Annotated in this window: 11 protein-coding genes; all 11 read right to left on the minus strand. The window is 60.1% G+C overall.

Annotated features, from left to right (window positions below; all coding sequences use genetic code 11):
* Positions 1-49: 49 nt before the first annotated feature.
* Positions 50-2,524: a ribonuclease R gene (rnr, locus tag GT753_RS22715; RefSeq protein WP_015376392.1), complete on the minus strand. Its 2,475-nt coding sequence runs from the start codon at positions 2,522-2,524 to the stop codon at positions 50-52.
* A 59-nt stretch (positions 2,525-2,583) separates the two neighbouring features.
* The gene (nsrR, locus tag GT753_RS22720) at positions 2,584-3,009 is read right to left on the minus strand and encodes a nitric oxide-sensing transcriptional repressor NsrR (RefSeq protein WP_004933660.1); all 426 of its coding nucleotides are present in this window, start codon (positions 3,007-3,009) and stop codon (positions 2,584-2,586) included.
* Positions 3,010-3,242: 233 nt separating this feature from the next.
* The gene (locus tag GT753_RS22725; RefSeq protein WP_004933663.1) at positions 3,243-4,541 is read right to left on the minus strand and encodes an adenylosuccinate synthase; all 1,299 of its coding nucleotides are present in this window, start codon (positions 4,539-4,541) and stop codon (positions 3,243-3,245) included.
* Between the two features lie 98 nt (positions 4,542-4,639).
* Positions 4,640-4,840 (minus strand): DUF2065 domain-containing protein, encoded by a 201-nt coding sequence (locus GT753_RS22730; RefSeq protein ID WP_004933666.1) that lies wholly within the window; start codon positions 4,838-4,840, stop codon positions 4,640-4,642.
* A gap of 63 nt (positions 4,841-4,903) precedes the next feature.
* Complete coding sequence (hflC, locus tag GT753_RS22735; protein ID WP_004933669.1) at positions 4,904-5,908, minus strand: protease modulator HflC; 1,005 nt, start codon at positions 5,906-5,908, stop codon at positions 4,904-4,906.
* Positions 5,909-5,911: 3 nt separating this feature from the next.
* Positions 5,912-7,162, minus strand: a complete 1,251-nt coding sequence (gene hflK, locus GT753_RS22740; RefSeq protein ID WP_016929360.1) for an FtsH protease activity modulator HflK — start codon at positions 7,160-7,162, stop codon at positions 5,912-5,914.
* A gap of 68 nt (positions 7,163-7,230) precedes the next feature.
* Positions 7,231-8,511: a ribosome rescue GTPase HflX gene (gene hflX / locus GT753_RS22745; protein WP_004933675.1), complete on the minus strand. Its 1,281-nt coding sequence runs from the start codon at positions 8,509-8,511 to the stop codon at positions 7,231-7,233.
* Between the two features lie 98 nt (positions 8,512-8,609).
* A complete protein-coding gene (gene hfq / locus GT753_RS22750) occupies positions 8,610-8,918 on the minus strand; it encodes an RNA chaperone Hfq (protein ID WP_004933678.1) in 309 nt (102 codons plus the stop codon).
* 114 nt (positions 8,919-9,032) lie between these two features.
* The gene (gene miaA, locus GT753_RS22755) at positions 9,033-9,974 is read right to left on the minus strand and encodes a tRNA (adenosine(37)-N6)-dimethylallyltransferase MiaA (RefSeq protein ID WP_049243000.1); all 942 of its coding nucleotides are present in this window, start codon (positions 9,972-9,974) and stop codon (positions 9,033-9,035) included.
* Entirely contained in the window at positions 9,967-11,850 is a 1,884-nt protein-coding gene (gene mutL / locus GT753_RS22760; protein WP_088381169.1) for a DNA mismatch repair endonuclease MutL, read from the minus strand. The genes miaA and mutL overlap by 8 nt, the downstream gene beginning before the upstream one ends.
* Positions 11,851-11,872: 22 nt before the next feature.
* Entirely contained in the window at positions 11,873-13,669 is a 1,797-nt protein-coding gene (gene amiB, locus GT753_RS22765) for an N-acetylmuramoyl-L-alanine amidase AmiB (protein WP_160125979.1), read from the minus strand.

The following is a 13,669-nucleotide window of genomic DNA, read 5'->3' on the forward strand; positions in this document are numbered from 1 at the left end:
AATTCGTGCGGCCGGCGATAACCGGCCGATGATAACGATGTGCGGCAGGTTAGGCCTGCTCGGCACCTTTCTTCTTGGCTGCGCGTTTGGCTTTGGTCGCCGCCGCGATTTTCCGCGTTTTGTCGGACGCTTTCTTGGCTTTCTTTTTCGCCTTCTTCACGTTGTCCGCAGGCTTGGCGTCATCCTGCTTGCGGAAGGCGCTGTCCGGCTCGAAGTTGGCCGGCGGTTTGCCGCCGCGGCGCTTGCCGCGCCCTGCGCTACCGTTGTCGCGCAGCGTACGCTGGCCGCCTTTCTTGGCGCGATCGCGCTCGGTTTTGCCTTCACCGCGCGCTTTGCGGGTGCTGGACACCAGCGCGAAGTCGATCTTGCGCTCGTCCATATGCACCGCGTCCACGCGGATCTCCACCGTATCCCCCAGGCGATAGACCGTGCCGGAAGACTCGCCGATCAGGCGCTGGCCGATATTATCGTAGCGATAGTAATCATTATCCAGCGTTGATACGTGCACCAGCCCGTCGATAAACAGATCGTTCAGGCGCACGAAGAAGCCGAAGCCGGTCACGCTGGAGATGATGCCGCTGAACACTTCACCGACGTGATCCTGCATGAAGTCGCACTTCAGCCAGTCGGCGACGTTGCGCGTCGCTTCGTCCGCGCGACGCTCGGTCATCGAGCAGTGTTCGCCCAGCTGCAGCATCTCTTCAAATTCGCTGTGCCAGCCGCCGGTCGGCGTCCAGCGCTCTTTCGGCTCGCCGTGTTCTTTGGCCAGCTGATATTTGATCGCGCGGTGCAGCGCCAGATCCGGATAACGGCGGATCGGCGAGGTGAAGTGGCCGTAAGACGCCAGCGCCAGGCCGAAGTGGCCGCGGTTTTCCGGATCGTAAATCGCCTGTTTCATCGAGCGCAGCAACATGGTTTGCAGCATTTCGTGGTCAGGGCGCTCAGACACTTCATCCATCAGCACCGCATAGTCCTTCGGCTGCGGCTTATTGCCGCCGCCCAGCGTCAGCCCCAGTTCGCTCAGCACGCTGCGCAGTGCGGAGATGTGATCGTCGCTTGGACGATCGTGCACGCGGTACAGCGCCGGCTCGTTGCGTTTCTCGACGAAGCGCGCGGCCGCCACGTTGGCCATGATCATGCACTCTTCGATCAGCTTGTGGGCGTCGTTGCGCACCGTCGGCTCTACGCGCTCGATGCGACGCTCGGCGTTGAAGATGAATTTGGCTTCTTCGGTTTCGAACGCGATGCCGCCGCGCTCGGCGCGCGCCTTATCCAGCACCTTGTACATGGCGTGCAGCTCTTCCAGGTGCTTGACCAGCGGATGGTAATGCTCGCGCAGCTCCTGATCGCCCTGCAGAATGTGCCACACCTTGTTGTAGGTCAGGCGGGCGTGAGAGCTCATTACCGCCTCGTAGAACTTGGCCGTGGACAGGCGCCCCTGGGCGGAGATGGTCATCTCGCACACCATGCACAGGCGATCGACCTGCGGGTTCAGGGAGCACAGCCCGTTGGACAGCACTTCCGGCAGCATCGGGATCACCTGCGACGGGAAATACACCGAGTTGCCGCGGCTGCGCGCTTCATCGTCCAGCGCGGTGCGCGGACGCACGTAGTAGCTGACGTCGGCGATCGCCACCCACAGGCGCCAACCGCCGCCGCGTTTTTTCTCGCAGTACACGGCGTCATCGAAGTCGCGCGCGTCTTCACCATCGATGGTGACCAACGGCAGCTTGCGCAGATCGACGCGGCCCTTCTTGGCCGCTTCCGGCACCTGTTCGCTGAGATCGGCCACCTGTTTTTCCACCTGCGGCGGCCAGGTATGCGGGATCTCATGGGTGCGCAGCGCGATGTCCACCGCCATGCTGGTGCCCATCTTGTCGCCGAGGATCTCAACGATCTTGCCAACCGCCTTGGTGCGGCGGGTCGGACGCTGAGTCAACTCCACCACCACCATAAAGCCCATGCGCGCGCCGCTGACGCTGTCCGCCGGGATCAGAATATCGAAGCTCAGACGGCTGTCGTCCGGCACCACGAAGCCGGTACCGGCGTCCATGAAGAAGCGGCCGACGATCTGGCTGGTTTTCGGCACCAGCACGCGCACGATGCGCGCTTCGCGGCGCCCTTTGCGATCCGCGCCCAGCGCCTGCGCCAGCACCACGTCACCGTGGATCGCCATTTTCATCTGTTCGGCGGACAGGTACAGGTCGTCTTTGCTGCCTTCAACGCGCAGGAAGCCGTAGCCGTCACGGTGGCCGATCACCGTGCCGCGCAGCAGATCCAAACGTTCCGGCAGCGCGTAGCACTGGCGGCGGGTAAACACTAACTGTCCATCGCGCTCCATGGCGCGCAGGCGGCGGCGCAGCGCTTCCAGCTGTTCTTCACCGCTGAGACCCAATTCGTTGCCCAGTTCTTCGCGGCTGGCCGGCGTTTCTCTTTTCGCCAAATGGGCCAGGATATATTCACGGCTGGGGATAGGGGATTCGTATTTTTCTGCTTCTCGTTCCAGGAATGGATCTTGTGACATTGCGGTTCCTCCGTTGTCATCAGCAGGATGACGTTGAGCCTTGTCTTCTCAACGTCGTTTTATTCGACAAGCAATAGCTTGTAGAGCGGCGGATTGTCTTCGACCATGTCGGCCAACGTATGCTTATCCAGCTCTTCAAGGAAATTCTGTACGCCCTGGTGGAGCACCTGCTTCAATCGGCAGGCAGGGGTGATGTGGCAAAACTCGCTGCTGCAGTTAACCAGCGCGAGCGGCTCCAGCGCCCGCACCACGTCGCCGAGGCGAATGCTCTCGGCCGGTTTGCCCAAACGGATGCCGCCATGCTTGCCGCGCACCGCCGTGACAAAACCCACCCGGCTCAACTGATTGATGATCTTCACCATATGGTTGCGAGACACGCCATAAACCTCGGTCACTTCCGAGATGCTGGTCATCTTGTCCTGCGGCAACGAGGCCATGTAGATCAACGCCCGCAGGCCATAATCAGTAAAACTTGTTAACTGCACATCTTACCTCTGGGTATCACTTTACCCGTCTGATACGCCGCTTTTCGGCGCTATTCAAAAGATTACTCATTGGATAATAAACCAGCCGGAGAGTTCGTCGCTAATTATTTAGCGAATCCCGCGCCCTAAGGCGGGTTTATGAAAGGATTTTTTGACGTGAAACCGCAATCGGAGGGAGTCAGGATAAAAACAAACCGGGACGCGCCCGGTTTGTTTAATGCCGCAAAGCCTGATTATGCGTCGAACGGGTCGCGCAGGATCATGGTTTCGCTGCGATCCGGGCCGGTAGAGATGATGTCTACCGGTACGCCGGTCACTTCTTCGATGCGCTTGATGTAGTTCAGCGCAGCCTGAGGCAGCTTGCTGTGCTCTTTCACGCCAAAGGTGGTTTCGCTCCAGCCCGGCATGGTTTCGTAGATAGGCTCGATGCCTTCCCAGCCTTCAGCCGCCAGCGGAGTGGTGTCCACTTCGCGGCCGTCCGGCATGCGGTAGCCCACGCAGATCTTCACTTCTTTCAGGCCGTCCAGGACGTCCAGTTTGGTCAGGCAGAAGCCGGACAGGGAGTTGATCTGCACGGCGCGGCGCACCGCTACCGCGTCCAGCCAGCCGGTACGACGACGACGGCCGGTGGTGGCGCCGAACTCGTTACCCTGCTTGCACAGGTACTCGCCGGTTTCATCGAACAGTTCGGTTGGGAACGGACCTGCACCCACGCGAGTGGAGTAGGCTTTCACGATGCCCAGCACGTAGTCCACATAACGTGGGCCAATGCCGGAACCGGTAGCTACGCCGCCTGCGGTGGTGTTGGAAGAGGTAACGTACGGGTAAGTACCGTGGTCGATATCCAGCAGGGTGCCCTGAGCGCCTTCGAACATGATCAGGTCGCCACGCTTGCGCGCGCCGTCCAGCAGTTCGGAAACGTCAACCACCATGGCGGTCAGGATGTCGGCGATAGACAGCACATAGTCCAGCGTCGCCTGATAATCGACGGCGTCAACTTTGTAGTAGTTGACCAGCTGGAAGTTGTGGTAATCGACGATCTCTTTCAGCTTAACGGCGAAAGTTTCTTTGTTGAACAGATCGCCGACGCGCAGGCCGCGACGAGCCACTTTATCTTCGTAAGCCGGGCCGATGCCGCGACCGGTGGTGCCGATCGCTTTCGCGCCGCGCGCTTTCTCACGCGCGTTATCCAACGCAACGTGGTAAGGCAGGATCAACGGGCAAGCTTCAGAGAGCAACAGACGTTCGCGTACCGGGATGCCACGCGCTTCGAGTTCACCCATTTCTTTCATCAACGCGTCCGGCGCCAGAACAACACCGTTGCCGATGATGCTGGTGACGTTTTCACGCAGAATACCTGAAGGAATTAAATGAAGAACGGTTTTTTCACCGTTGATTACCAGAGTGTGGCCAGCGTTATGGCCACCTTGGTAGCGCACAACATATTGAGCCCGTTCAGTCAGCAGGTCTACAACCTTGCCTTTACCTTCGTCACCCCATTGGGTGCCCAGTACGACGACGTTCTTACCCATTTTTCAAAATCACCGATTGCTTAAAAATGGATTCTACCACCGTAATTTTCGATTTTCAGCACTTTTAGCATACGATTGCATAAATTTTGGGCTAGACTTTAAAGACCCGTGCGGCCGCTCAACATGTAGTAGATCACGCAGCCCGCAACCACTATTCCACCGCCAAATCGCCGCAGCGTCGCGTCCGGCAACTGCGACATCGCCACAATCATTTTGCGCCAGGCCTGCGGAAACAGCATCGGCCCCAATCCTTCCAGCACCAGAACCAGCCCGAGCGCCAGCCAAATCGTTGAGTTCATGCATCCCCCAAAAACGAGAAAGGGCCCGCGTAAACGGGCCCTCGATCAGATTGCCTCCCGCGCTTATTTGCGCAGGGTATCAGGCGACTTCATGTAGCGGAAGAAATCGCTGTCCGGGCTCAGTACCAGCACGTCCTGATTGTCCTTGAAGCTGGCTTCATAGGCACGCAGGCTGCGGATAAAGGCATAGAAGTCCGGATCCTGGCTGAACGCGTTGGCGAACAGCTTGGCTGCTTCGGCATCGCCTTCACCGCGGGTGATACGCGCCTGACGCTCTGCTTCCGCCAGGGTACGGGTCACTTCGTAATCCGCGCTGGCGCGCAGCTTCTCGGCTTCTTCCTGGCCCTGCGAGCGCAGACGACGGGCTACCGCTTCACGCTCGGCGCGCATACGCTGGTAGATGGCGTCGGACACTTCGGCTGGCAGGTTGATCTGCTTGATACGCACGTCGATCACTTCGATGCCCAGCGCCGCCATGCTGTTCGGGTTCACCTGCGGCTGTTTGCCGGTGGTTTCCCGCTCAACGCGCGCCGCCGCAGAGGCGATAGCGTCATCGGCTTCGGTGGTCGCCACTTCTTCGCCGTCGCCCACTGTGCCGGTGTTCAGCGCGTCACGCACGTCAGACATCAGCTTGCCGCGCGAGTCGGTCACGATGTCTTTCACGTCCAGGCGGCCGATTTCGGAACGCAGACGGTCGCTGAACTTGCGTTTCAGCAGCACTTCGGCCTGGGAGACGTCGCCGCCGCCGGTCGCCAGATAGTAACGGCTGAAATCGCTGATGCGCCACTTCAGATAGGAGTCGACGATCAGGTCTTTCTTCTCGCTGGTCACGAAGCGATCGGCCTGGTTGTCCATGGTCTGGATGCGCGCATCCAGGTTCTTCACGGTCTCAATGAATGGGATCTTGAGGTGCAGACCCGGCGCATACACCAGCGGCTTGTTTTCGCCATCGCGCAGCACCTTGCCGAAGCGCAGCACGATGCCGCGCTGGCCTTCCTGCACCACGAACAGCGAAGCGTACAGCACCACCAGCACCGCGAGGACAATAACTACAAAAGACTTACGCATTGATTACTCTCTCCCTACGCGAGTGGTGTCGTCACGCTGCGCATTCGCCCGGCGCTGATCCATAACCGATCCGCCGCTGGTGCGCGGAGTGCTGCTGTTGGCAGCCGGCGCAGGATTCGGATTGAGGCGAATCAGGCTGGTATCCTTGTTGCCGCTCTCCGTCGCCGCGCCTTGGCCGCGCAGCATCTGATCCAGCGGCAGCACCATCAGGTTGTTGCCTTTGTCGCTCACCAACACCTTACGGGTATGGCCCAGCACTTTTTCCATGGTTTCGATATACAGACGCTCGCGGGTGATCTGCGGTGCGGACTTGTATTCCGGCAACAGCTTGGCAAAGCGCGCCACCTCACCCTGAGCTTCCAGGACGGTGCGGTCCTTATAAGCCTTGGAGTCTTCCAGCAAACGCTGCGCCTGGCCGTTCGCACGCGGCTGAACTTCGTTGGCGTAAGCTTCCGCTTCACGGATGTATTGCTGCTCGTTCTCACGCGCGGCGATCGCATCGTCGAACGACGCCTTCACCTCTTCCGGCGGACGCGCCGCCTGGAAGTTGACGTCCAGCAGCGTGATGCCCATGTTGTAAGGACGAATGGTCTCTTCCAGCATGCGCTGCGTATCGTTACGCACCACGGTACGGCCTTCGGTCAGGATGCGGTCCATCGAGTATTTGCCGATCACGCCGCGCAGGGCGCTGTCGGTCGCCTGGCTCAGGCTGTCGTCGGCATTGACGACGCTGAACAGGTACGCTTCCGGGTTGGTCACGCGGTACTGCACGTTCATTTCCACGCGCACCACGTTTTCATCGGAGGTCAGCATCACGCCGGACGCTGCCAATTCGCGCACGGACTCCACGTTCACCGGACGCACGTCGTCGATGAAGGTCGGCTTCCAGTTCAGGCCCGGCTGCACCAGATGACTGAACTTACCGAAACGCGTCACGACGCCGCGCTCGGCTTCCTTGATGGTGTAGAAGCCGCTGGCGGCCCAGATCACCACCACGGCGACCGCCGCGATACCGATAATGCGGCCGCTGAAGCCCGGACCAGAGGTGCCGGTGCCGCCGCTATTGCTGTTGGAGCCTTTGCCCCCGCCGAAACCGCTCAATTTCTTGCTCAGTTTGCGGAAGATATCGTCCAAATCAGGTGGCCCTTGATCACGACCGCCTTTGTTGTTACCGCCAGAGTTGCCGCCATTGTTATTGCTGCTCCCCCACGGGTCGCGGTCCTGTCCGTTATTACCGGGCTGATTCCACGCCATGTTTTAGCTCCATATTCTGTGATTGGGTACTTCAGGCTTTCGCGAAGCATAAATGTAACAGGATATGATCATACGATAAAGTCAATCAGGTCCTGTTCTTGCTTGCAGAGACGACGCCATTCGACGATCGGCATTCGCACCACCACGCCAATGCTGCCGTCTTCTTCGTTCCACTCTTTTTCAATCGCCTGAAGCTGGTAAAAACGGCTGCGAAGACGGCCTGCCCGTGGCGGTAAGCGCAATTCGTAATGCGCGATCTCCCCCGATAAGCGCTCCGTCAACGCCTGATACAGCAACGGAATACCCTCTCCGCTGGCGGCGGACAGCCACACCCGGATCGGCAGGTTTTCGTCGTTGCGGTCGATACGCGGCACAAAATCGTCCAGCATATCTATTTTGTTCATCACTAACAGTGTAGGAATTTCATCCGAGTCTATCTCCGCCAGCACGGTGTTCACCGCTTCGATGTTCTCATCGACGCGCGGATCTGCGGCATCGATGACGTGCAGCAGCAGAGATGCCTGGCGCGTTTCCTGCAGCGTCGCCTTGAAGGCGGCCACCAGATCGTGCGGCAGGTGCCGGATAAAGCCTACGGTATCCGCCAACACGGTATCCCCCACGTCCGGCACGTCAATGCGCCGCAACGTAGGATCCAGGGTGGCAAATAGCTGGTCCGCCGCATACACCTCGGCAGACGTTATTCGGTTAAACAGGGTGGATTTGCCGGCGTTGGTGTAGCCCACCAGCGATACGGTCGGCACATCGGCGCGGGTCCGCGCGCGTCGGCCTTGTTCACGCTGCTTTTCTACCCGCTCCAGGCGGCGCAGAATCAAGCTGATGCGATCGCGCAACAGGCGACGGTCGGTCTCAAGCTGGGTTTCCCCCGGCCCGCGCAGGCCAATCCCCCCTTTTTGCCGCTCCAGGTGCGTCCAGCCGCGTACCAGGCGCGTGGCGATGTGACGCAACTGCGCCAGCTCCACCTGCAGCTTACCTTCATGGGTGCGGGCACGCTGGGCAAAGATGTCTAAAATCAGCCCGGTGCGATCGATCACCCGGCATTCGCACAGGCGCTCGAGGTTTCTTTCCTGCGCCGGGGAAAGGGAATGATCAAACAGGACAACAGACGCGCCGCTGGCTTTCACCGCATCTGCAATTTCTTCGGCCTTTCCTTCGCCGACAAAGTACTTCGGATGCGGGGCTTTGCGGCTACCAGTCACCACTTGCAAAGCTTCGACACCGGCTGAGGAGACCAGCGATTCGAACTCGTTGAGGTCTTCCGTATCTTTGTCTTGCGAGAAATAGATATGAACCAGTACGGCCTGCTCACCGGCTTCATAACGGTCAAACAAGCGTGCAACCTCTCAAACGGACACTCACCGTGAGTTTGGGGGACATAAACAGCCCGCGGCTGCTTATGCTCCCCGTCATGGTTGACTTGCAACGCGCTTTATTCAGCGTCATCGCTTTCCTGCTGCGGCTGTTGCTGCGCAGACGGATTGTTGCCATGGTGATAGTTGCTTGAACCGCCGCTCGGGTTGTTGCTGTGATGCGAAACCGGGCGTGACGGGACAACGGTAGAGATAGCGTGCTTGTACACCATCTGGCTAACCGTGTTCTTCAACAGGATGACAAACTGGTCAAAAGACTCAATCTGGCCTTGCAGCTTAATACCATTCACCAAATAAATAGAAACCGGAACACGTTCACGACGCAATGCGTTCAGGAACGGATCTTGCAAAGATTGCCCCTTAGCCATTCTATCTTTTCCTTATTTGCTTGTTGTTTGTAACTAAGAACCTGTCGGCTCTAAAATAAACGACGTAAAAAATTTGCGCGCTGAATACTCAGCAATTGTACACAATCACCCAACCTATGCACTAACAACCTGTGTCACCGAGTCCAAAGCCTCTCCCGGCTTTTCACTGTCCAACCAATGGACCGACTCCCAACCCCGTAACCAGGTCATCTGGCGTTTAGCCAACTGACGTGTTGCGCAAATACCACGATAAACCATCTCATCGTAACTAATTTCACCAGACAAGTATGACCACATCTGGCGGTAACCGACACAGCGAATGGAGGGCAAGTCCGTATGCAAATCACCCCGTGCGAAAAGTGCACGCGCTTCCGTCTCAAAACCCGCCGCCAACATTTGATGGTACCGCAGCTCGATGCGTTGATGGATCAACTCACGGCTGGTCGGCGCTATCGCAAATTGGTGAACTTGATACGGCAACGATTCACCCGAAATTTGAGTCAGTTCCGTTAAAGTTTTACCCGAAATAAAAAAAACTTCCAGTGCTCTGGACAGTCTCTGCGGATCATTCGGATGAATTCTCAATGCCGCGACCGGATCGATCGCCTGTAACTGACGGTGCAACGCCTCCCAGCCCTGCTCCGCCGCTTGCCGTTCGATGCGCTCGCGCACCGCGGGATCGGCGGACGGCAACGGCGACAATCCTTCCAGCAACGCCTTGAAATACAACATGGTGCCGCCCACCAACAGCGGAATGCGGCCGGCGGCGGTGATGTCGGCCATCTCTTTGAGCGCATCGGCGCGGAACTCCGCGGCCGAGTAAGCTTCGGCGGGATCGCGGATATCGATCAGCCGGTGCGGCGCCTGCGCCAATTCTTCGGCGCTCGGCTTGGCGGTGCCGATATCCATGCCGCGGTAAATCAGCGCGGAATCGACGCTGATCAGCTCCACCGGCAGGCGTTCACGCAGCGCGATCGCCAGCGCAGTCTTGCCTGAGGCGGTTGGCCCCATGATGAAAATAGCCGGGGGACGTGGTGTCATTTCAGTGTCAGTCATGCTTGAGGGCCGCCAGTGCGGCCTGTAAATCAACGGGTTGTAAAAGTCCGCTCGGTGGCGATTTGACCAGCTGCGGGCAAAGTCGTTCAACGTCGGTCAGCAATTGTATCGCTTGCGAGGTGTTCCACTGTTCATGTTCGCTGCCAAGGCGGCGAGCGAGCCAGGTAGCCAGCACCGCGGGCGACATCTCCTGATGTTCGGCCAGATAGCCTAACAGTTCGGGTATCAGTTTTTGTAAATTTTGTTGGCGTAATGGTAAAGGCACTGCGCGCAGCGTCACACGGCCGTGATCCGCCTGCAGATCCAGCCCCATCATCGTCAGCAGCGCCTGATGCCGCGCGATGGCCGCCGCTTCGCTCTTCTCCAACGTCAGCTTGACTGGGATCAGCAGCGGCTGCGGCCGCAGCCCTTCTGCCGGCGGGTTGAGCTGCGCCTGGCGCAGCCAGCGTTCCGCCACCGTCAGATTGAGCAACGCCGGCTGCTGGCACTGTTCAATCAACGCATAACACGGCGGATGGATCATCAACACTCGGCCAAAACTGTGCTGGCCACCCGCCAACGGCGTTTCCGCTGCGGCTTTCGCCGGCGGGAACAGCGGCGGCTTGCTTGAGACTTCCGGCGCGGCCTCGGCCGGCGGCTCGGCGGCGGGCTGCATCAGTTTACCGTACAGCTCGCCTTCGCGTTTTTGGTAACCGCCCGCCGTTTGCCAACCGGGCTGCGGCGCGCGCTCGCGGGCGGCGCCGGGCGATGACGGCGTTTCACGTCGCGACGCCGGCAAAGAAAAATGGTTGCCGCCGGCGGCGACGCGGTTTTCCTGCTGCCAGACCGGCGCGGGCGCTTCGTCCGGCGTTTCCGCCAGCGGCAGCGACGGCGTCTGCCCGGCCTGTTGCAGCACGGTGGTCACTGCCTGGTAGATAAAATCGTGCACCAGCCGCGCCTGATGGAAACGCACCTCGTGCTTGGCGGGATGAACGTTGACATCCACCTGGTGCGGATCGACCTCCAGATACAGCACGTAAGCGGGCTGCTGATCGTCCTTCAACTGGTCCTGATAGGCCTGACGAATGGCGTGGTTGATCAAGCGATCGCGCATCATGCGGCAGTTGACGTAACAATACTGCATTTCACCCAGTTGGCGTGCCCCGGCCGGATCCGCCACCCAACCGCGGATGCTCAGATCGCCGTGCTGCCAGTCGATGCTCAACGCATGCTGTAAAAACGCCGGGCCGCAGATGCTGCCTAAACGGCGCTCGTGCTGGCTCTCTTCCTTCGCCGCCCGGTATTGGCGGATCAGTTTGCCGTTGTGGCTGAGGTTGATCGCCACATCGAAACGCGCCAGCGCGATGCGCCGCACCACTTCATCGATATGGCCAAATTCGGTTTTCTCGGTGCGCATGAACTTGCGGCGCGCCGGCGTGTTGTAAAACAGATCCAGCACTTCCAGTGTGCTGCCGACCGGGTGTGCAGCGGGTTTGACCGTCACCGCCTGCTCGCGCCCTTCGGCGTAGGCTTGCCACGCTTCGCTCTGCTCGGCGGTGCGCGACGTCAGGGTCAAACGGGACACCGAACTGATACTGGCCAGCGCTTCGCCGCGAAAACCGAGGCTGACGATCGCTTCCAGGTCGTCGAGCGTGCTGATTTTACTGGTGGCATGCCGCGCCAGCGCCAGCGCCAAATCGTCCTTGCCGATGCCGCAGCCGTTATCGCGAATGCGGATCAGCTTGGCACCGCCGCGTTCGATATCGATATCGATGCGCGTCGCACCGGCGTCCAGACTGTTTTCCACCAGCTCTTTGACCACCGACGCGGGGCGTTCAACCACCTCTCCGGCGGCGATCTGGTTGGCGAGCTGTGGCGGTAACACCTGGATAGGCATGCTGACTCCTGTAGCGGTGGCGCTAGGCCTGCGGAATGGTCAACGTCCGATCCAGCGGCGCGACGTCCGACTTCAGATTATTGACCCGTTTCAGATCGCCGACGCTGACCCCATAACGAGAAGCGATAGAGGACAGCGTGTCCCCACGGGCCACTTTATGTTTAGACGGCTTCTTCGCCGGCGTTTTCGCCTTGGCGACGGCGGTGACGGCGGCGGTTTTCCCCGCCGGCACCTTCAGGCGTTGCCCGACCCACACGCCGTCTTTCTTCAGTTTGTTCAGATCCCGCAGGGCCGCCATGGTGGTGCCGTAGCTGTCGGCGATGCCGGACAGCGTCTCCGCCCGCTTCACCACGTGGATCTGGGTCTTGCCGCTAACGCTGCGGCTCGCGCCGGCCGGGCTGACGATAGGCTCCGGCTGGCGCACGTCTGGTGTTGAGGTGTTAACCGCCGCTGCGACGTCCAGCGGTCGGTTTTCCACCTTTGGGTCGGCTTGCAGCGGATGCGCCAGGAAGTAGCTGCGCAGGCCGTTATGAATGGCCTTGGCAATCTTCTCCTGATACGCGCTACTGCCCAGCAGCCGCTCCTCCGTGCTATTACTGATAAATCCTGTTTCCACCAGCAGCGATGGAATATCCGGCGAACGCAGCACGCCCAGGCTGGCGTGTTCCGGCCGACGTTTATGCAACGATCCGACGCTCTGCAGCTGCTGCAGCACTTTCACCGCCACATCGTACCCGACGCGCTGCGAGTGGCCGAACTGCAGATCCAGCACCGCCTGGCTCAGATAAGGGTCGGCCTGGCTGTTGGCCAGCAAATCGCCGGCGCCGCCGAGCAGCTCAGACTGCTTCTCGTGCTGTTCCAGCCAGCCGGCCATTTCGCTGTTGGCGCGGCGGTTGGACAGCACCCAGACGGAAGCGCCGCTGGCGCTGCGGTTTGGCGCGGCGTCGGCATGAATGGAGACCAGCACGTTGGCGCCCTGTTTGCGCGCAACGTCGGAACGCCCCATCACCGAGATGAAATAGTCGCCGTTACGCGTCAGCACCGGTTTGAACTGCGGATCGGCGTCCAGCATCGCCTGCAGGCGGCGTGCGATGGCGATGGTGACATTCTTTTCTTTCAACCCGCTCGGGCCAATGGCCCCCGGATCCTGGCCGCCGTGGCCGGCGTCGATCGCCACCACCACCCGATCGCCGGAACCGGCGGAAACGCGGCTGCTGCGCGGCGTGACCTCAGTGGCGGTGCCTGCGACCACAGTCTGTTTTTGGGTAAAGGGATTCGATCCCGTCGGCGCTTTGCGCAGCGGCGGCTCCGGCGCTTCACGCACCGCAACCGGCGCCTGACGCGGCGGTTGACTGACGGCGACCGGCGGAGGCGTTTGCACCGGCGCTTTACGCGCCACGATATTGGCGCCGCCTTCGGCCGAAATGGTGAACACCACGGTATGCACGCCGCCGTTCTGGCGAGTGGAAACGCGGGTTTTGGCGCGCTGGGTCAGATCAAACACCAGGCGCACGCTCTGAGCGTCTTTCGGCGCGCTGGAGCGAATGCTCTTTACCAGGTTTTGCCCGCTAAAGTTGAGCGGCAGGCCGCCGACTTTGCCCTTCTGGTTAACGTCCAGCACCACCCGTTCCGGGCCGTGCAGCGGGAAAAACGCATAGTCCGGCGGGCCATTGAAGCTCACCGACACCGTCGCTTCGCGTTGGGCGTTCGACACTTTGATATCGGACAGCGAGGACGCCGCCAGCGCGTTCAACGCGCCGAGCGGCCCCAGCACGGCGATCAGCATGATGACCGCAAATTTTTTCAACGCATGCGTCAT

The sequence above is a fragment of the Serratia sp. Z4 genome (genome assembly GCF_009900725.1).
In the GTDB taxonomy this organism is placed as follows: Bacteria; Pseudomonadota; Gammaproteobacteria; order Enterobacterales; family Enterobacteriaceae; genus Serratia; species Serratia nematodiphila.

Coding starts and splice junctions, on each gene's coding strand:
- rnr (WP_015376392.1), bottom strand. CDS start 2,524: ATGTCACAAGATCCATTCCTGGAACGAGAAGCAGAAAAATACGAATCC.
- GT753_RS22725 (WP_004933663.1), bottom strand. CDS start 4,541: ATGGGTAAGAACGTCGTCGTACTGGGCACCCAATGGGGTGACGAAGGT.
- GT753_RS22730 (WP_004933666.1), bottom strand. CDS start 4,840: ATGAACTCAACGATTTGGCTGGCGCTCGGGCTGGTTCTGGTGCTGGAA.
- hflC (WP_004933669.1), bottom strand. CDS start 5,908: ATGCGTAAGTCTTTTGTAGTTATTGTCCTCGCGGTGCTGGTGGTGCTG.
- hflK (WP_016929360.1), bottom strand. CDS start 7,162: ATGGCGTGGAATCAGCCCGGTAATAACGGACAGGACCGCGACCCGTGG.
- hfq (WP_004933678.1), bottom strand. CDS start 8,918: ATGGCTAAGGGGCAATCTTTGCAAGATCCGTTCCTGAACGCATTGCGT.
- miaA (WP_049243000.1), bottom strand. CDS start 9,974: ATGACTGACACTGAAATGACACCACGTCCCCCGGCTATTTTCATCATG.
- mutL (WP_088381169.1), bottom strand. CDS start 11,850: ATGCCTATCCAGGTGTTACCGCCACAGCTCGCCAACCAGATCGCCGCC.
- amiB (WP_160125979.1), bottom strand. CDS start 13,669: ATGACGCATGCGTTGAAAAAATTTGCGGTCATCATGCTGATCGCCGTG.